This is a genomic window from Rhizobium subbaraonis (assembly GCF_900220975.1).
GTDB lineage: Bacteria > Pseudomonadota > Alphaproteobacteria > Rhizobiales > Rhizobiaceae > Mycoplana > Mycoplana subbaraonis.
Genome location: NZ_OBQD01000009.1, coordinates 129,511 through 148,968 on the forward strand (window position 1 = coordinate 129,511; position 19,458 = coordinate 148,968).

Annotated in this window: 15 protein-coding genes; 5 read left to right on the forward strand and 10 right to left on the reverse strand. The window is 61.7% G+C overall.

Annotated elements, in window-relative coordinates; all coding sequences use genetic code 11:
- Positions 1 to 6: 6 nt before the first annotated feature.
- From CRO48_RS15290 to CRO48_RS15300, 3 genes are all read right to left on the reverse strand, one after another.
- Entirely contained in the window at positions 7 to 777 is a 771-nt protein-coding gene (locus CRO48_RS15290) for a DUF4391 domain-containing protein (RefSeq protein ID WP_097140724.1), read from the reverse strand.
- Positions 774 to 3,986, reverse strand: coding sequence for a helicase-related protein (locus CRO48_RS15295; RefSeq protein WP_097140725.1), 3,213 nt, complete (start codon positions 3,984 to 3,986; stop codon positions 774 to 776). The genes CRO48_RS15290 and CRO48_RS15295 overlap by 4 nt, the downstream gene beginning before the upstream one ends.
- Positions 3,987 to 4,079: 93 nt before the next feature.
- Positions 4,080 to 4,286 carry a type II toxin-antitoxin system Phd/YefM family antitoxin gene (locus CRO48_RS15300; protein WP_097140726.1) on the reverse strand — a complete coding sequence of 69 codons (207 nt, stop codon included), beginning with the start codon at positions 4,284 to 4,286 and terminating at the stop codon, positions 4,080 to 4,082.
- 354 nt (positions 4,287 to 4,640) lie between these two features.
- Here CRO48_RS15300 and CRO48_RS15305 point away from each other — a divergent pair, with 354 nt between their 5' ends.
- From CRO48_RS15305 to CRO48_RS15320, 4 genes are all read left to right on the forward strand, one after another.
- The gene (locus tag CRO48_RS15305) at positions 4,641 to 4,958 is read left to right on the forward strand and encodes a hypothetical protein (RefSeq protein WP_097140727.1); all 318 of its coding nucleotides are present in this window, start codon (positions 4,641 to 4,643) and stop codon (positions 4,956 to 4,958) included.
- Between the two features lie 122 nt (positions 4,959 to 5,080).
- A complete protein-coding gene (locus CRO48_RS15310; RefSeq protein WP_097140728.1) occupies positions 5,081 to 5,335 on the forward strand; it encodes a helix-turn-helix domain-containing protein in 255 nt (84 codons plus the stop codon).
- Complete coding sequence (locus CRO48_RS15315; RefSeq protein WP_097140729.1) at positions 5,335 to 6,678, forward strand: type II toxin-antitoxin system HipA family toxin; 1,344 nt, start codon at positions 5,335 to 5,337, stop codon at positions 6,676 to 6,678. Before CRO48_RS15310 ends, CRO48_RS15315 begins: the two co-directional genes overlap by 1 nt.
- Before the next feature lies 1 nt (position 6,679).
- Positions 6,680 to 9,610 (forward strand): UvrD-helicase domain-containing protein, encoded by a 2,931-nt coding sequence (locus CRO48_RS15320; RefSeq protein WP_097140730.1) that lies wholly within the window; start codon positions 6,680 to 6,682, stop codon positions 9,608 to 9,610.
- Positions 9,611 to 9,792: 182 nt separating this feature from the next.
- Here the strand turns inward: CRO48_RS15320 and CRO48_RS15325 are convergent, their stop codons facing one another.
- The 4 genes from CRO48_RS15325 to CRO48_RS15340 all read right to left on the reverse strand — a co-directional run bounded on the left by CRO48_RS15325 (position 9,793) and on the right by CRO48_RS15340 (position 16,910).
- Complete coding sequence (locus CRO48_RS15325; RefSeq protein WP_097140731.1) at positions 9,793 to 13,413, reverse strand: DEAD/DEAH box helicase; 3,621 nt, start codon at positions 13,411 to 13,413, stop codon at positions 9,793 to 9,795.
- Complete coding sequence (locus CRO48_RS15330; RefSeq protein WP_097140732.1) at positions 13,406 to 14,371, reverse strand: aminotransferase; 966 nt, start codon at positions 14,369 to 14,371, stop codon at positions 13,406 to 13,408. The genes CRO48_RS15325 and CRO48_RS15330 overlap by 8 nt, the downstream gene beginning before the upstream one ends.
- Before the next feature lie 470 nt (positions 14,372 to 14,841).
- Positions 14,842 to 16,584 (reverse strand): relaxase/mobilization nuclease domain-containing protein, encoded by a 1,743-nt coding sequence (locus tag CRO48_RS15335; RefSeq protein ID WP_097140733.1) that lies wholly within the window; start codon positions 16,582 to 16,584, stop codon positions 14,842 to 14,844.
- Positions 16,581 to 16,910, reverse strand: coding sequence for a hypothetical protein (locus CRO48_RS15340; protein WP_097140734.1), 330 nt, complete (start codon positions 16,908 to 16,910; stop codon positions 16,581 to 16,583). Before CRO48_RS15340 ends, CRO48_RS15335 begins: the two co-directional genes overlap by 4 nt.
- Before the next feature lie 771 nt (positions 16,911 to 17,681).
- Between CRO48_RS15340 and CRO48_RS15345 the strand changes: the two genes are divergently transcribed.
- Positions 17,682 to 18,374 (forward strand): SprT-like domain-containing protein, encoded by a 693-nt coding sequence (locus tag CRO48_RS15345; protein ID WP_097140735.1) that lies wholly within the window; start codon positions 17,682 to 17,684, stop codon positions 18,372 to 18,374.
- A gap of 66 nt (positions 18,375 to 18,440) precedes the next feature.
- Here CRO48_RS15345 and CRO48_RS15350 read toward each other — a convergent pair whose 3' ends face one another.
- From CRO48_RS15350 to CRO48_RS15360, 3 genes are read right to left on the reverse strand one after another with little or no spacing between them, the layout of a single operon-like run.
- Positions 18,441 to 18,749 (reverse strand): hypothetical protein, encoded by a 309-nt coding sequence (locus CRO48_RS15350; RefSeq protein WP_097140736.1) that lies wholly within the window; start codon positions 18,747 to 18,749, stop codon positions 18,441 to 18,443.
- On the reverse strand, positions 18,746 to 18,955 hold the full coding sequence (locus CRO48_RS15355; RefSeq protein WP_097140737.1) for a hypothetical protein: 210 nt from the start codon (positions 18,953 to 18,955) through the stop codon (positions 18,746 to 18,748). Before CRO48_RS15355 ends, CRO48_RS15350 begins: the two co-directional genes overlap by 4 nt.
- Positions 18,956 to 18,987: 32 nt before the next feature.
- Positions 18,988 to 19,221: a hypothetical protein gene (locus CRO48_RS15360; RefSeq protein ID WP_097140738.1), complete on the reverse strand. Its 234-nt coding sequence runs from the start codon at positions 19,219 to 19,221 to the stop codon at positions 18,988 to 18,990.
- Positions 19,222 to 19,458 lie beyond the last annotated feature (237 nt).

The window sequence follows — 19,458 nt, forward strand, 5'->3', positions numbered from 1 at the left end:
ACTTCGTCAAAGGTTCTTGGCATGGGCGGCGAGTTCAGCTTCAAGGCGCTGGATCGCCATATTGAGGTTCACGCGGCGGTTCAGCTGCTTTTCGCGCTTCGCCTTTCCGCGCAGAGTCTCGATCTCTTTCGCGAGCCGCGCATGCGCATCAAGCGCGTTCCGGCGTCGGTCAATGGCGCCGTCGTCGTCGACGGCCACGAATGCGCCCGTCAACCGCGCCGCATTTAGCGCCTCGATCCGGGAGAGCCAGCCGCTGTAGAGGGCGTAGAGGTCCGTCCGCGCTTGCTGAGAAAGCGACAGGCTTTGCAGAAACCCAGCCTCGCCAGGCCTGTCGGCACCGGGCTGCAGGTCAGTCGCTGAGACCACGCCCTCAATCACAATCCGTCCAGCTTCATTCTGTGCCCGCCGCTTATTAGCTGCGGAAACTGCCAGGCCGCCTTCGCCGGCGGTGATTAGCAAAACCGGATACGGTATCGCGCGGTGGATCAGCTCTATGAGGCGTGCCGCTTTCGCGCCCGGCCGGAAGGCGCAGCCGACTACCGCAATTTCCAGGTATTCACGGGTGTCGTCGGCGAAGGCCGGCACGCCGATGGTGGCTGGCTTGCATGCGGCGAACCATTGCAGCTCGTCGATCCCGTCCTGAATCGCCCGTTTGTCGGCTGTAGTCGGCGCCCCCTGTTCGACAAACATCTTCTTCGGCACGCGGGCGTCCACGCGCGCGCCAGGAGGAAGGGCAAGCGCATCGACGATGGCTCCCATGTTGCTGTCCGCCGTCATGCGGCCCCCGCCTTGGGCAGGACGACCACAAAAGCCACCACCTCGAAATCGTTGATCCCGGCAAACTCGCCCTTCAGGGCGTGGGTGCCACCCGCCGAAAACAGGCTGGCGACGGCGCGCTCTTCACTCTTTCCGGCGATCGCAGCGACGGCGCGCGAGAGCAGCTTTTGGTAAAGCTCCATGTCACGCCCATGGCGCGTGACCTTATCGAAGCGGCCGCAAGCTTCAGCGTCCGGTAGGTCCCGACCGATGCAGAGCTTCTTGAGTCGGTCGAGAACCTGCTTGGCCTGGGTGTAGGGAAGCAGGACCTCGCCCTCATCGCTGACGTGAACGACAAAATGCGGGCTAAGGGGATAACCGGGTTCGGCCGCTTTGGCGGCGGCATCGCCGACAGCGCGAAGGCAGAAGATGGCGCCCGGCGGAATGGCCGTTTCAAGATTACCAGAGCCGTCTTCCGGCGTTGCTACGACGGCGTAGGTTCCAAGCGACAGGGCCTCAAGCCGGTCGCGGTTCTCGCGAAGAAACCCCGCTAGGTCGACGCGAAAGTCATTCAGCGTCAAGTCGGCGATAGACACGCCACTCGATAGATCCTCCAGATCGATGACGGCGTCCTGGAGCTTTTGCAGCTGTGCGCGGCGGTATTCCAGATCATTCATCTGGTTGCCGGCCTGGAACTCGATGACGTTTTCCTCGCCCGTCGCCGAAACATCGAGCAGCACCATGCGCCCGCTGACGCGGGATTCGAGGTCGAGGTACTCGTCCAGCTCCATGTTGGGCCAGAAATTCACCAGCTGGATACGGGTGTTGGTCGAGCCGATACGATCCACGCGGCCGAAGCGCTGAATGATGCGCACTGGATTCCAGTGGATGTCATAGTTGATCAGGAAGTCGCAGTCTTGAAGGTTTTGACCTTCAGAGATGCAGTCCGTAGCGATGAGAAGCTCGATCTCCCCTTCGGCGGACAGGTCTTCGGGTCGCTCCTTCGAGCGCGGGGAGAAGGCGCTCAGTACCGAACTCATGTCCGCACGCAAGCCGGTCAACGTCGTCTTGTTGGCCCCTGTTCCTGTGACAACGGCGGCATTTATGCCGAGCGTAGAACGTGCCCAGCTAGCGACCTCGCGGTAGAGATAGTCGGCGGTGTCCGCGAAAGCCGTGAACAGCAGGATCTTGCGATTGCCTTCGTTGATGGGAGCGTGAACCTTGTGGGCGATCAGCTCCTTCAAAGCGGCAAGCTTGGCATCACGGGCCGCAGTCACCGCGCGGGCGGCGGAGTACAACGTGGCGAGCCGGTTGCGGTCCTCGGTCAAATCCTGCCGCCAGCGCACACGGTCGACATCCTGCAAAAGGACCTTGACCTTGCGACCGACCAGCAGCGCCTCGAAGTTGGGGTCGTCGATATCGACATCATCGATCGAAAGCTCGTCGATGGACTCGTCATGGGAGTCGAGCTTGGCGAGGAGCGCGGTCACGTCATCCAGCTGCCGCTTGATGGTGAGCGCGAACGAAGCGACCGAACTTTCCATGCGCTTCAGCAAATTGACGCGCATGAGGTGGATCAGGCTTTCCTCACGGTCTGCCTGCCGGAAGTAACTCTCGCCGCCCCGGATTTTTGTGCTGTATTTGGCATCGTAGGCGGCCTGCTTGTGCGCGAGCACGTAGCGCAGCGGCGCATAGGCGCCCAGCGTCAGCCGTCTGATCTCGTTGTTGATCTCGCGGATGGGGCGAAACTCGCCCGCGATGTCCACATCCGCCTTGATGTTTACTGGGCGAAGCCGGTCAGGGAACTGGCCGGTCTCAGCTGTTCCGTAATAGCGCTGAACATGCTTTCGCGAGCGGGCTATGGTTAGCATGTCGAGTAGCTTGAAATAATCAAACCCCAGCATGTCCATCAGGCGAGTCGGCCTGCGCTCATCCTCCGGTAGGTCGAGCCAGCGGTTGAACTGTCCCTGCGCTTTGCGGATCGTCGCCTCGATGCTTGGGATGCCATGATCAATGAAGGCGAGGTCGTTGCCTTCGGTCATGAAAGCAATCTGGTTCTTGAGATCGGCCAGCCGGTTGTTGACTGGCGTAGCGGAGAGCATCAGCACCTTAGTCTTCACACCCGCCTTGATTATGCGCTTCATCAGGTGGTCGTAGCGGGTGTCACGGTCGCGATGCGTCGCTTTGTTCCGGAAGTTGTGTGACTCGTCGATCACGACGAGGTCGTAATTGCCCCAATTGACATGGCTGAGATCAATGTCGCCCGACAGCCCGCCCTCGCGCGAGAGGTCGGTATGATTGAGGACGTCATAGTTAAAGCGGTCGCCCGCCAGGCTGTTGCGGTGGTCGTTGGCCTTGTAGAGGGTCCAGTTGTCACGCAAGCGCTTGGGGCACAGCACCAGAACACGGTCGTTACGCAACTCGTAATACTTGATGACCGCAAGCGCCTCGAAGGTTTTACCGAGACCGACGCTGTCGGCGATGATGCAGCCGCCGAGGCGTTCGAGCTTGTCGATTGCACCCACCACGCCGTCGCGCTGGAACTTAAAGAGCTTCTTCCAGACGGTCGTATTGCGGATGCCCGTAGCTGACTTGACGATGCGCTCCTCATCCAGTTCGTCGCCCATATCTTTGAAGAGCTCGAACAGAAATTTGAAGTAGAGAAGCGAGGCTGGGCGTTGTGACGCCGTCTCGGCCAGAAGCGAGAGCAGATCCTCTGCACCTGATTGCGGCTTTAGAGCTTCCCAATGGGATTGAAACCAGCGAGCGAATGCGCTGGCTTCATCATCACTGTCTGTCGCCTGGATCAGTCCCAGCTGACTGCCTGGCGTGATGCCCATCCCCTCCGTCGTAAAGGATGACGCGCCGACGACTGCACGCCGCTCCTGACCGTCATTGACGATGATCATGGACTGCGGCGGCGGAGGGGCTGCACGACGGATATCGGCGTTATTTTTCAACCAGTCGTGGGCCGTTCTGGCCAGCCAGCGCCCCTGAAGTTTACCTCGATAGCCGATGTCCTCAGCACCGCCGAACAATGTTTCTCCGGCAATCGCGCCCTCGCCGAGCAGAAGACGGCACGATTTTATGCGGGCGAGGGGTTCTCGGGCCTCGGCAAACGCATGGAGGGAAAAATCCGGGGACATGACGTCGAGCGTCGTGCCCGCGCCCAGCCAACGATGGAGCTGGTCGATTACCCGCTCCTTGCCGGTATTCTGGAGCAGCTTCAAGACAGCACCTCGTCACGCGGAATCCGGCTCACCGTAGACGCCTTCGCGCCGCCATAAACGGGCGTAGCGGCCGGCCGCGCTTGATCGGGCCGTCTATCTCGCTGCAGGTTCTTTTCCTGTCGGCGCCGCTGTCTCACCGTGCTGTTTCTCCCCCACCTCTCTCAGGCGCTCGTACTCTTCGACACTCAGGACCACCACCACGGGACGGCCATGCTTCTCTATTGCGACCGGCTCGGCCCGGGCCGTATCCAGAAGCAGGCCGAACGCGTTCTTAGCGTCCCGCGCCGACATCGTTTTCATGAGCGAAGTCCCGCTGACAATGTGGCCATAATGGCTATTTCAGCGGCTGGCTGCAACCGCGAACCCGTTCATGGTTTCCGTAAAAAGGAACAATCCCCAGCATCCTTCGCCTGCTTCGTCTGGAGCCGTCCGTCGCCCTCACCCCTGAGGGGCGGCGGCGGAAACAGCCGAAGCCAAGGCCTGCTTTGGTGGTGGGCTCCCGAGCCCTCTTTATCCCGCGCGAAGGATCGTCACCCAAAGGGGCCGAGACGCCCCGCGGCTCGGGGCTTCAGCCTAGAGCCTGGTCCCAGGGGACGCGCCCATAGGAATACGTCCTCCTTGGCCTTCTAACCGTCGCCAAGCTATGTTCTATAAATGTTCTCAGACAACAAATCGGACAAAGTCGCCTATTTCGGCGTCTGGGCGGATGGCGCCCGCGACCGCTCCTATCAGAAGGAAGCGCTCCGTATCTGCACCGCAGCCGTCGAGCGCTGCATCGAGCAAGACCTGCGGACCTGCCCGGAAACTCAGGCCGCCCTGAACTGGCTGGCCAGAAATGGTTACAGCAGCGCTGCCGCTCACTTCCGGCGCGCTTTCACGCTTCCCAATCCTATGGAAAGAGAGGCCGCCGTCACCCGGGCGCTCACTTATCTCACCCGCCAAGCCTCCCGCCAGAGCCACCCCGCCACGTGACCGACGATACGCACTCGCGTATATCTCCGCTTTATACGCGAACGCGCATATTTTGGTTTCATACGCAAACCCGTATATTGACGTTTTATACGCGCTCACGTATATTACTCATGGAGGCGCCCATGACCGACCAGATTGCCCGTAACGAAAAACAGCTCGGCGCTATCCTGCGCCGCGCCCGCAAACATGCCGGCCTGACACAGGGCACACTCGGCGACCATATCCATCTGCGCCAAGGCACCGTCTCCCGCCTTGAGACCGGTGAACCCGCCGTCCAGTTGCGCACGCTGATGGCCGCGCTCTCCGCTCTTGACCTCGAACTCGTCGTCCGCCCCCGCAGCAAGGCGAGCGCCGCCGACATCGAGGATATGTTCTGATGGCGCGCCGCCGGGCGCACGCGCCCCTTAATGTCTTCCTGAACGCCCGCCTCGTCGGAACCCTGCGCCGCGAATCCACCGGCGCGATCGATTTCCAGTACGCCCGAGACTGGCTCGCCTGGGAAAACACCTTCCCGGTCTCGCTTTCCCTCCCTTTGCGTGAAGACCGCTATATCGGCGCGCCCGTCATCAACGTCTTCGACAATTTGCTTCCGGACAGTGACGCCATCCGCAAGCGCGTTGCCGAACGCGTCGGCGCAGGCGGCACGGATGCCTACAGCTTGCTGACCGCCCTTGGTCATGACTGCGTCGGCGCGCTGCAGTTCCTCCCCGATGGCGTCGACCCCGGCAAAGCCGGCACCACCGACGGCAACCCCGTCACCGACGCCGACATCGCCGCCATCATCAACAACCTCGCCGCCGCCCCCCTCGGCATGGGCGAGGATGAGGATTTCCGCATCTCGATTGCCGGCGCGCAGGAAAAGACCGCTCTGCTGCGCAAGGACAAGAAATGGTTCAAACCCGCCGGGACCGCCGCCACCACCCATATCCTCAAGCCACAAATCGGCCAGCTGCCAAACGGCGTTGATCTCTCAAACAGCGTTGAGAACGAATATCTCTGCCTGAAGCTGCTCGCCGCCCTCGGCGTCCCGACAGCCCATACCGAGATCGCTGATTTCGGCGACCGCCGCACCCTCATCGTCGAGCGCTTCGACCGCCGCTGGACGAGTGATGGCCGCCTCCTGCGCCTGCCGCAGGAAGATATCTGCCAGGCTCTGTCTGTGCCGCCCACGCGCAAGTATCAATCCGACGGCGGCCCCGGCATGCGCGACATCATCCAGCTCTTAAAGGGCAGCGATACGCCGGAACAGGACATCGCCACCTTCATGCGCGCCTGCATCCTGTTCTGGATGTTGGGCGCCACCGACGGTCACGCGAAGAATTTCAGTATCACGCTCGGCCCCGGCGGACGCTTCCACCTGACCCCGCTCTATGACGTGCTGACCGCCCAGCCGAGTCTCGATGCCGGGCAAATCCAGCAGAAAAAATTCAAGCTCGCCATGTCCGTCGGCAAGAACCGTCACTACCCCGTCGATAGGATCATGCCACGCCACTTCCTCCAGACCGCCGAACTCGCCGGCGTCGGCACGCCGCTCATGCGCACGATCTTCGAGGACCTCGCCGCAAACGCCGAGAAGCAAACCGACGCCGTCATCAACACGCTGCCGCGCGGTTTCCCCGATCAACTCATCAAATCGGTCCACGCGGCCATCAAGCATCGCGCTGGCCTTCTCGCTGATGCCAGCCCCAACAACGCTGCCATCGCTGATGGAGAAAGCTGAAATGACAGCGCCGCAGCGGCTCAAGAGACGGGCATGGACGGGAGCACTTCTGCGCTCGCTCGGCCACGCGTCATGGGCCGCCGAGCAGACGCCTTCGGGAATCGACTTCCTGGGTGGCCGCCAACAGGCACCCTTCGCCCAATGGGCAGGCCCCGCCCGCCTGACCAGCACGCTCGGCTTTGCCACGATAGCTGTACCTCTCGCAGATGGCCGGGTCGCCCGCCTCGCAGGCGTCGCGCCGCGCGATGCGGCGAGTTTCATCTCCTCTGCAAACGAGGCTTTCCGCGCACACATCCTCGGTCAATTCGAGGCTGTGAAAGACGAACTGACCGCGCTCTCCGACGCCATAGCCCGCCTCGACCACCCGCGCAGATACCCCGCCGCCTGCCTCCTCAACCCCTTCCTCGCCCGCGCAACCCAAGTCATGGGCTCCTTGCCCGCCGCCATGCCAGAGGGCGTCCTCTCAGAGGATCAGCAACGGCTCGTCGACACGGTCCGCACCTTCCAATCCAATCCAGAAGAAGCGCGCCGCGCCGCCATCCAGCGCTTCATCGATTCTGACCTTGCCGAGATGAAGGGCTTCTTTGACACAATCGAGAAGAACCCGCTGACGCCCGAACAGCGTCTTGCCGTGGTGACGGATGAGGACGCAACGCTCGTTCTTGCCGGCGCTGGCTCAGGCAAGACCAGTGTCATTGTGGCCAAGGCCGCCTATCTGATCGAACGCGGCATCCGCCCGCCCGAAGACATTCTTCTCCTCGCCTTCGGCAAGGACGCCGCCGCCGAGATGGCCGCCCGCATCAAGGAGCGGGCGGGCGTTGACGTCGACGCCATAACCTTCCACGCGCTTGGCAACAGGATCATTCGCGAGGTTGAGGGCAAAGGTCCGGCCCTGGCCGATCACGCCAGCGATGACGCGAAATTCCGCGCGCTCCTCAGAGATATCCTACTCAACGAGGTCGCCTCCAAGGCCGGGCTCGGGAAACTCATTCTGGATTGGTTTTCCGAGTTCTATTGGCCGTACAAGAGCGAGTGGGACTTCAAAACACAGGACAGCTACTACCAATGGGTCGAGGCCCATGAGCTGCGCACGCTGAACGGCGACCGGGTCAGGAGCTTTGAAGAATGGGAGATTTCCAACTGGCTCTATCGCCACGGTATCGTCTTCGAATACGAGCCTCTCTATGAAGGCCCGCTCCCGGAAGACGCCCGCGGTCCATACCGGCCTGACTTCCGGCTGACCGAAAGCGGCATCTACATCGAGCATTTCGGCGTCCGCAAAGAGCGCGGCATCAACGGCGCAACGCGCCTCACGACCGCCCCCTATATCGACCGCGAGCGCTATCTCGCCGACATGGAATGGAAACGCCAGCTCCACGCGGCGAACGGCACGACCCTCATTGAGACGTTCAGCTACGAGAAGGTCGAGGGGAAGCTGCTCGACAATCTCAAGGACAAGCTCGCCCCTCACGTCACGTTCAATCCCATCCCGACGGACAAGCTTTTCAGCACCCTTGCAACCATGGGACAGGTCGACGCCTTTACACAGACGCTCGCCACGTTCTTACGGCACTTCAAGAGCGCGGGGTCAACCATCGCCCGCTGCGAAGCGCGCGCCGCCTCATCGGCTGATGTGCCGCGCAGCCGCTCCTTCCTGAAGATCTTCGATGCTCTGATCGACGCCTACGAAGCGCGCCTTGGCGACATGATCGATTTCGAGGACATGATCGTCCGCGCAACCGCTCACGTTGAGACTGGCCGCTACAAGAGCCCTTATCGCCATCTCCTGGTCGATGAGTTCCAAGATATCTCAGAAGGGCGCGCTCGCCTGCTCCGGGCCCTGAAGGCGCAGCATCAGGATGCGCGCCTGTTCGCAGTCGGCGATGACTGGCAATCCATCTATCGTTTCGCCGGTTCAGACATCTATCTGATGCGCAACTTCGGCGCTGAGTTTGGCGGCAGCTTCGCCGGCAACAAGACCGTCCACAGTACGGTGGATCTCGGCCGCACGTTCCGTAGCGTGGACAAGATCGCTCACCCGGCCCGTCACTTCGTGCTCCGCAACCCTGCGCAGATAAAGAAGACCGTCATCTCCGCTGCAACGACAGCTTCACCGGCCATCATGGTCGCCCACTACAAATGGGGCCAGGAAGGCGATGCCCTTAAGGCAGCTCTCGAACGCCTCTCGGCCACGGCCACGCCGGGCACAAGCGTCCTCCTGCTGGGCCGCTATCATCACGCCCGTCCGCAGGCGCTCCACACGCTCGAAGACCAGTTTCCAAAGCTGTCGATCCGCTTCATGACCGTGCACGCCTCCAAGGGGCTTGAGGCCGACCACGTCATTATTCTGCGGGCTGTCGCGGACACGATGGGATTCCCGTCAGAGATCGTCGATGACCCGCTTCTCGATCTCGTCCTGCCGGAGCCTGAGAATTTCGAGCACGCCGAAGAGCGCCGCCTGTTCTACGTGGCCCTGACCCGCGCCCGGCAATCCGTCACTATTCTCGCTGACCGGGACAAACCCTCATCCTTCGCGCGGGAGCTGATTGAAAGCCCCGACTATCAGACCATCGAAATTGGCGAACCTGCCAGCGCCGAGCGGCGGTGCCCATCCTGCGGTGGCCGGATGCTGGCGCAGCCCACAAAGAGCGGCGGGACGCATTTCGCGTGCGAGCACCGCCATCTCTGCGGCCAGATGCTCAAGGCGTGCAGCGTCTGCGGCGACGGCCTACCCACCAAGCGCCCGACGGACCACGACAACTACCATTGCAGCTGCGGTGCCGCATTCCCGGCCTGTCCCACATGCACCGATGGATGGCTCGTCGAACGTCAGGGACGAAATGGCACGTTCCTCGGCTGCGTGAACTACCCCGCCTGCAAAGGCACACAGAACCTGCCACGGCATCGCCAGGGCAGGAGGAGGCAGCGATGACCAGCTCAATACGCTGACGGACGGCCACACCAAAAAGTAGCGCAGCGGTGGCCCTTGATTGATGAGTCCCGGCGAAATTGAGGGAGCAGGAGAGGCTGCGGGCGAACGCCTAGAGCTTGGTGTAGTTGACCGACGTACGCACCCTGCGCCCTTCAATTGCAATCGTCATCTCGGAGACGCGATTAGCGCCCTGCGAACACGCGTCTCACATAGTGCTCCGCACCATCAGTGTGGAGCTGAAAGTCATCTCCATGTAAACGCCCCTGGAACGGAGCGCCTTCGCTTGGAGATTGCGCCAACACATAGCCAGCGGCATCCAGCCAATTGATAGTATCCCCGGCCAAAACCGGAACAACACGGTACATGCCGCGTGCTCCCGTGGTACCGATAATCTGCGCGCTGACAGTGTTTGCGGCTACTGCATGTCGTTCAGCGCGCGGGAGGCTTCTTTGCCATTCCATAAACATTTGAGGATCGATCAAATCTACCGCTTCGATTTCTGCATCCCTTTCTCCGAGCCAAGTTTGAAACGCGGCGCGCAATGCCGATGCTTCGTCCCGCGTGCGCGCAAGTCCTTGAGCCAGGGCAAAGGCAACGAATGGATCGAGAGTTCCCCAACGAAGCAATTCCCGCGCCCAGAAGCCGAACCAGGGTAGGCCCGTAATGTCTCGCCACGAATCGAGCGACGGGATGGCGAATGGGTCGCCAGCACCGTCCGACCAAGCGCTGGCCACCACCGCCCCCGCGGCAACCCCGAGGCGGAACTCTATATTCTCTGCAACAAACCGCTGCCATGCTCGGAGCTGTGCTGGTTCGGGTCTGGGGGCGCCCGGCGACTGCATCCACCAACCGAGCACGTCATCCCAATTTTCTAAAAGCGCCCGATCCGTTTCCGTTTCACGGACCCTGAAACCGTATCCGCGATCTGCTGTCAGTAAGGCGCCCAATTGAACGAAAACCGACAACCGCTCGGTGGGATTTGCGCTGCCGTAGTCACTAGCGGCTCCAATAATGGCTTTGAGGGCCGGCGCGATGGCTTCGAAGCGTCGGCCGACGTACGGTGTGAACCCATACTGGTAAAGCCGGGCCCTCTCGTCCGCATCTGGATATATATCTTCCAGAATTACCTGCCCCCGCGTTATGAATGCGCGTTCCAGCCAACTCTCCTGAACCGCAGCATATGCTGTGAAGGTGCGGCGCCAAAGATTTGCAAGGGCCGCTTCCGCCGCCGCACCTTGAAGCTCGCCTCCCTGTAAGCGCCCCATCTCTTCAAGAGCGCTCAAAAGAACTCCGTCTAGCTCATCGACACTATCTGCGAGTCGGCCCTCGTCACTGGTTGCCGCGCGCCCAGCCTCATCACTTATTTCGGAGGCCACGGCAGTCTCGAGCCACTCAAGAAATTCATCTCCCGCAACGCCAAAGAGGTCGAGAGCTCGCTCTGCAATGGTATTGAGTAGCAGAGCCAGAGGACTATTGATCTCCACATGCTCCAGCTCCTCGGCGAGAAGCGATTGCCTCAGGGCCCGGTAGTCGGTGCGGAGGTCCTGTATCTGATTTCGTTGCGTCGGAATTTGACCACGCGCTGTTGAAGACGGCCTGCGGGGAATGGCCACAAGGGTGATGCCCTCCATCCCGCTGCTTGCGCCCGGCCGGCCGGCCCGCCCCGCAAGGTTCCTGAATTCGGCGGTCGACATCGGCGTGATGACCGGACGATTGTTGGTCGGATCGAAGGAACGGCGCTTTAATGCCGTAACGAAGATGATGTCGAAGGGCAGATTGACCCCCTCGGTCAGGGTAGCCGTCGCCAGCGTGATGGGGCATATGCCGCGATCGATCAGATCAGTCATCAGCCGTCTGAGACGCTGCGGCATTTGACCGTGATTGGTGGCGATTCCACGATCCAGCAGCGCAAGCTCGTAAGAATCCTCACCGCAGTAATCAATGCAGGCTGCTCTGGTCTCATCAAACCGTGCGCGCAGTTGCTCGTCTTCGGGCGGCGCGAACGTGACTGCCTCTTGCCAGCTTTCAAGCTCCAGGGCGTCTTTGTACCATCCCATGGTTTTCTCGGGCTGTTGCGCAACCGAGATCAGGATGCGGCGATCATCGGTGACCAGGTGGAGGGCCGTCCACAAGACATCCAGCTCGTTGAAACGATAGATGCTGTTGCGCATAGCGGCCGGAAGCTTGGGCATCGGCGGCGTACGCAGACGGATGTATACCGCCTCATCCCGCCCGCGCACAAAAAGCGGGCGTCCGTTCATCAACTCAAGCAACATACGCCCCGCTCCATCGGGTGCCGTCTCGAGAACGCCGATGATCTGGCGCGTGCTGCGGTAACGTGTACCGATCGCAGCGGCCTCCTGCCGGCCTTCAATCCAACGTGCAACGGGCAGCGCGGCGCCGCCTGCAACGGCCGTCAACGCGATCCTTACAATATCAGGTGACTGGGCGAGCAAACGAGATACGAAACTCTCCAGGCGAATGGGCCGACTGGAATGCTCAGCAAAATCTGCCTGGGTCCGCTCATCATCTTCGGGCACCACTTGGTGCGCCTCATCCACGATCAGAAGGCGCAGGCGACGCGAGATAAGGGGCCCAAGATAGCGCATCAGCGCATCGGCCTTTTCGACGGTCGCAATAAGGACGGTTGGCCTGTCGGCATTCAGCCAATAATCGGTGACACCCCAGTCAGAGCCCCCGTACAGTCCGGTGATGATAAGGTCATTGCCAAGCTCTCCCGTCAGTTTCGTCTCGACTTCCCCCGCCAGCGCTCTCGACGGCACGAGATATAGGGCAAGGGGAGCAGGGTCCTGACCTTCGCGAAGGAGCAACTCCTTTAGGAGGGCGAGGTTGGCGACAAGCGTCTTCCCAGAACCGGTAGGCGTGCAAAGGGCAAAGGACGACTCCTCAAGGAGCCGCGCAATTCCGTGGCGCTGTGATGTCCAGAGAATACCGCGACCGCGATTGAACTGTGTGCGGGCGAAGGCTTCCAGTCGCGGGGCGCGTTCAGGATTCAACGCAGAAAGCTGGCGGACCGGGCCATAGATGCTGGATGCTCCGTATCCCCTGGCCACTTGATGCAAGAGCGAAATCAGCAAAGATGCGTCGTCGCTGAAAGTCCTGACGGCCAGCTTTTCCAATCCGGCCAGCTTTGCCAGCGCTCGATCGAACCGTGCATTATCGCCACAGCGCAAAGCGTCGGCGAGAGCGCCTAAAGCGCGGACGAGCTCGACGGTGAAGTACCAAGATACCTTGTCGTCGCCGTCGCCATGCAGCAGCCGAGACGGTGCTTCTCGAACGGCCATTTCCAGGTGATCACGCCAAAAGTTTCCGACAGATCGCAGAACGCCATCGAAATCGCCTTGAAGAAACCGGGCATAGAGCCTTTCTCCTCTGCTCGATGGTGGTATCTGACTGATGAGCGCAGATGCCATCGCCGGCAAACCACCCAGCTGGTATGATCCGGCAGCGAGCAATTCCAAGGGGACGAAAGTTTCAAGATCATCCCCTGCACGTGATAGCCACTCGAGAAGCTCACCTGCACGGCGATAGCAAAGCACCGCGTTCGCAGACGATCCTCCCTCAACTTTCTGAAATATGCCGGCAGCACTGAAGAGTCTCAGCGCGTCGGCGAGCTGCGTGCGGGATTCAGCCTCGGACCATTGAATAGTCGGCACTTCCCAGGCGGTCTGCAAACCGCGAACAAACGCACGCGCCTGAATGGGCGTGAGGGTATTCTCAGCCGCTATTTGACTGCGAACCTGCTGCGCGATTTCAAGCCTTTCCGAGTCGCGTTCAGGCATCTGCGTTCTCCGACCAAAGGCTATCGTAGATGGCGTCGATCAGCGCCTCTCCCTTTTTCAGAACTACTTCCACCAGCTGTAGGTCATGGCCGGCCGTATATTCTGGGGGCGTGCCCTCGAATGGAAGGAAACAGGTTAAGGTGTCGCGGGTCGCCGAGGCGTTTCCCGCAACAATCACCAAATCCGTTCTCGGAAGGGGCACGGGCTCCCGGACCACCAGGGCCCGCTCCAGCGACAGGATGGCTGCGTCATAACCGTCAGGGTCATATTCTTGTAGAAGACGCTGGAGCTGCCTGACGCCGATGGGAACGGGCGGGTCGTTGTTAAGATCATTCCATACACCCTTACCAGAACGGACTCTCGCTCCGCCTCCGGCTGGGTCGTCGATTAGGTCTCCCAGCATGACCGTATCGACAGCGGATTGATTGAGCGTTTTTCTCCACTTTGCCTCGCCAGCGATGAAGCGGATTACCGCTCCGTTTTCATCGAGCAAAAGGCCGATGAAATCACTTCCGAGGCGGCCAACTGTCTGGCGCCTGCGCTCGGGTCTCCGCGCAAGGGAAAAAAGATAGTTGCGCGCATCCTCGTGATATCGAAACAGGAAGATCGGAACACACCACTCGTGCTCCCCCACGAGCGGGTAGCCTTCAGTGACCAATCCCGCCAGCACCTCGCCAAAGAGTCCTTTGCGGGTCGTTAGGGGCAGGCACCCCGGATATGTGACAGCTGGCCCATCCCCATCCCCCGCGTCTGGATGGAGGTCGATTCCGATATCGGCATGAAAGGCTTGTCGCGCATCCAGATGGGCGGACTCGAAGTATGGCCGCAAAGCCTGACTTAAGGTTCCATCGTCAGCGTCTTTCTGCAGTAGCAGCAAGTGCCCGAAATTGCCGTTTATCGAAGGATGCGCTTCGAGCAGCTCTTCAAGAGTTTCAACAGGAGGAGCGCAGGTATGCATTCAGCCCCCGTACCGTCTCAGAGTACGGCTGCAGGCGCTCGACGCCTGCAGCCACTCACGGTGACCCCACTTGATTTCTTCGAACTCCATCATTTTATCCCTAAGCCGGCTATGTCTGGCGAGACTAAATGATCATATTTGTGGTCTGGCGTGGCCATAGCCGAATCTCTGCGATTTTTTTTGGTGCTGCCCAAACCCAAGTATATCTTCTTGCGGCAAAGCAACTCAATCGCGGCGTGTGCAATTATCTGCGTTATGTCAATTGATTACCTGGCCTTTATAGCGATTGTTCATCCATACACTGCATACCGACATCGCGCGAGGGATCGTCACCCGCGTGGGCCGAGACCCTGCGGACAGGGACGCGGGACAAAGCCTAGAGTGCCTCCCGAAGGCGCGTCCCTCTTTGACAAAGATTGCTTCCGTGCACCGTGGGTACACAAAACCGCGATCTTTCAAAGAGCGCCCCGCTACCTTTCCCTCTCGAAATCGTCCCTCCCGCGCCGCCGCGAGCGCTGGCGCTCACTCTTCCGCTCCGCCCGCGATATCCGCACCGGCTCCTCTGTCCCGTCATCCCCGCCATCGCCGCCGCCATCATCGCTTCCTGCTGCCCGTGCAAAATCTCCCGGCAGGTCAACCTTCTTGCTCCAAGGCTCGTGCCGCTCTAGCGCCCTACGGTGCGCGTTCTCGAGATCGATATCAGGCTCATCCGGCTCCAGACGCTTCTCCTCCTCAGCCATCCGCGCCCGCATCGCGCGCTCTTCATCGCGCGCATGGTCGCGCCCCGTCCGGTCCCGATACCGGTCCTTCGCCCGCCGGACCGACGCGCTGCGCCCGCGCGGTTTCAGCTCAAGGGCGAGGGCCGGCATATGCTCATGGCCGGCACGTTCCTTCAGGCGCTGTTCCCGAACGATCGATTCCTCAAGCGCCTTGTGCTCCCGCGTCTCGACTGCCGATAGCGCCTTCAGCTGCCGGTTCACGTCGAGCGCCTGCAGCTCATGACGACGCTGCAGCAAGGCGGCTTCCACGCGCTGCCCGGCCGCCAGTCCATGCTTGCTCTCCCGGAACACAAGATACCGCTTGGCATCCTTGTAACGCTGCACACGGCGAATGATCGCCGACACGCCGGTCACGCGCCCGAGGAACGCAGCGAGGCCTGTCGGCCGCACTTCCTCACGCTGCTCACGCACCCGGACGCTCTCCGTCAGATACCCTGCGCGCAGCGCCTGCCGCGCTGCCAAATGCTCCCGCAACTGTGCCGCGCGCTCGCGCTCCTGCCGCGCCACCATTTCAGCGCGCGCCGCCTCGACAGGCGCCCGCCGCGCAGCCTGCGCCCGCGCGAGCTTTTCCACTTGCGCGCCATCATCGCGCGCCCTGGCAAACTGCTCGCGCGCCTTACGGTGCTGCGCGACCAGCGCCTTCGCCTCATCCACGGTGGGCAACGACTCCGGCGGAAACTCCTTCTCCAGAAATGCCCGGATGTCCTTCGTGCGCACGCTGCGATCGTCGATCAGCTTGGGGAGGGCGTTCATCCCTCCATAGATATCGACCAGCACGTAAGGCCGGTTGCCCGTCGCCAGCACATAGCCGAGGTCTTCGAGCGCCCGAACAAAGGCCTTGGGGCTGTCGCTCTGCCGCCAGGCCTGCGTGACCTGCAGCTGGCGCTCTTCCTTCGACAGGCCGGTCGCGCGCTCCTGCGCCCGCTCATAGAGCGAGGTCTTCTGGCGCCGCTCGTCAAAGCGCCCCGGGCCATATCCATCCGGCAGCTCCAGCCCGTGCTCTCGGGCGAACTGCCGCGTCACCATCATCAACTTCTCGCGGTCGAAGGCGATATGGACGGCTTTTTCGTTCTGGTAGTCGATGCGCGACCAGACGACATGACAATGCTCCCGGCCGTTCTTGATGTGGTAGACGATCGCCCGCGGCTGGCCGGACAGACCGAGCGCCTTCTCCACCCGGTCGACATAGTCCATGTACTGTGCCCGCGACAGCTGACCCTGCCCAAGGTCCGGGTTGACCGAGAGGCTGTAAAGGTAGTTGCGGCACTTGGTGAGACCGGTGGCGATGGCCTCCCACTCGGCGAAGGCCCCGTGTAAATCCGGCGCAATCGCGCCCGTGACCTCGGCCACCTCGACAAGCTCGTTGTCAAACGCGTTCAGCAGATGGGTGGCGAGGTCTTTGCCGCCGCCGCGCTGGCTCGCCTTGGGTATCATGGCGAGCGTCCCAGCGCCTTAAGGCAAGCGGCCCGGATTTCACGAAGATCGCGGATGGCATCGGCCAGCAGCGCCGGATCGGCATCGCCCACGAGACCCTTCAGCCGCTCGTTTAAGAGCGCGGTCTCGGCCAGAAGGCGCGCCACATCCGCGCGCGAGGCGGATGCGCGGCGGGCGGGCTTCGGCGTATCGTCGCCGAACACGGCAGCGGTGATGAAGGCATTGACGGAGAGCCCCGACTCCTCGACCCGCGCCCGGAACTGCTCCCGCAGTTCATGAGGGGGCCGGTAAGAGATCGGGGCTTCGCGTGTCGTCTTCTCCGTCATGCATCATCGATAGCGCCGCACCGCCGCCCCGATCCGCGCGATTTCCACGCGCGCGCCACAGTGATCGGGACGCTGCCGCCGCCATCGCCCGCGCGATCGTCTGCGAGGGTTCCGGGGAGCGCCATTCCCCGGTCGATGGGTTTGCAAAGGGAGAGCCGAAGTCTCCCTTTTGCTCGAAGCCGGTGCCGACACACCGGTCGTGGTCCAGGGCGCGAAAGCCCTGGCCGCGTCTGCCTGCGCCGAAGGCTACGGCAGACATGGGTTGCAAGGGGGCGCGGCCAGCCCCTTTGCGCGATGGGTCCAGGGAGAGCGCAGTCTCCCTCGGTCGGGATGCAACGCCGAAACCGTTGCCCTCAGCCGCCAAGGGCTCGATGCCCACGGCGGCTGACAGCATCCCTTGCCGCATAGGCCGTCACAAGGACGGACTCATCGGCTCTAGGGATGCCCTGAGGGGGTCCGCGGGGAACCGGAGAGTTCCCCCGGCAAGGTGAGCGCGGTAGTACCGCGCACACCTTGTACAAGGCCTTACTGCGGATTTGCCCCTCTCTATCATTATGGCATGAGACAGGGCCACAAGTGAAATGTACGTCGCAGCATAAAGACAGGATGAGTGCTCGTACATTGCTTTTTCATTGCAGCAAAGACGAGGAAAGCACGAGGAAGCGAGGCTTAAGAACGGGCGACATTCAGGGCCTCAAGCAAGCCGGTCCTGTTACGAAATTGGAGTGTGCATTCCAACAACACGGGACCGGCGGACAAGGATGGTCCTCCATGAACGCTCCCACAATCTCCCCCGTCGACCCCGCTGCTCTTACAATCAAACCGACCAAGGAAACCTATGAGCGCCTCCAGCAGGCGCATGAGCATTTCAACAAGGCGCTGTTCGGCGGCACGCTGCCGAACGCGCTCATCACCTTCCAGCGCCGCAAAGGGTCTTTCGGGTATTTCGCCGGGGCGCGCTTCCAGAACGATGCCGGCCAACAGGCCGACGAAATCGCTCTCAATCCCATGCACTTCGCGAGCCGCAGCCAGAAGGACATTCTCGGCACGCTCGTCCACGAGATGGCCCATCAATGGCAACGCCATGAGGGCCAGCCGGGACGCGGCCGATACCACAATCGCGAATGGGCCGAGAAGATGAAAGCCATCGGTCTCCAGCCGTCCGACACCGGGGTGGAGGGCGGCAAGGAGACCGGCGAAACGCTCGGGCACTACATTATCCCCGGCGGCCCGTTTGACGTGGCCGCCGCCAGGCTCCTCGGCAAGGGGTTTGCCCTGACGTGGAAGGATGCTCCCGAACTCTCCGACCAAGCCACAGGCGAGAGCGCAGCTGAGCCTGCTACACCCAAAAGCGGCAAACGCGTGCGCTATTGCTGCCCGGACTGCGACCTCAAGGCCTGGGCAAAGCACGATGTCCGGCTGCTCTGCGGCACGGACAATGTGCTGATGCTCCCCACCACGTGACATCCGAGAACCACAAAAAACGGCGCGCCCGCGAGGGCGCGCCGTTCTCATGTCCGCAGCGCTCGGCTAGAACAAAGTCATCTGCCGCGCAGCCGCCTCCTTGTCTTTCCACGCTTTCGAGGCCGCGGATTGGTCGAGCCACTCCTTCACAAAGGCGACCGGGCCGCCCGCCTCGGCAATAACCGAGGCGGGGGCGAAATGGGACCGGTAGCCGGTTTCGGTCATCGGTAGAGGAGCGCGCTCCGGTTCAAGCGCACGCAGCTCCAGATGAGCGGTGCTGTACGGTCCGTCGCTATCCAGCCAGCGTTCTTCATAGCGGATTTCGATGGTAATGCCCCGCCAGACGACAAGGTTGGTTTCAAAGGAGCGCGTCATGACGCGCCCCCTGTCTCCTCGATGAAGTAGCGGTCCGACGCCACGTGACACGCGGCGAAGTCGAGACCGGTCACGGCGCAGAAATGCCGAAGGTCCGCGAGCAGGTCGGACACGGCTTCCTGGCCATAGGCGGGGGCCTGTCCGTAGACCCAGGCGGCGCGGGCCAGCGCCGCGCGAGCAGCTTCGATGTGAACATTGTTGTTCATGATGTTTCTCCTTCCGAGGTGGGAGGGGGCGCTTACGCGCCCGCCTCCTCGGTTGCTTCGGACGGGGCCCGGAGGACGATGCGGCCGCCATTGACCGGGATGAGGTCCAGCTGAAGGGTCAGGCCTTCGCCTTTCTGGTGGCGCCAGGCGGCACCGATGCGGCTCCAAAACTTCTTCTCGCCGCGTTCATCGACATGGTAGGCGATGTAGGCCGGCGGGGTGAATTCACGGGCGGGCTTGCTCTTCTGGTTGGTGTTGCGTGTCATGATTTAGCTCCTTTCGCTATGGGTTTTCCTCGACACGCCTCATTCAGGAGCGGGCGGAAAAGCGGGCGGTTCATGGCTGGTGCGGGGGTGGGGCATCACCCGGCTTGCAGGGAGCGCAGCGAGCGAAAGTTGGGGATACCCCCGCGCCACCCCGTTAGGGGCTTGGCCTTGAACCGGCTGCGCGCCCGCTCAGGACTGGGGCGGTTATTGTCGAGGAAAATCCCTTCTCAGCGAATG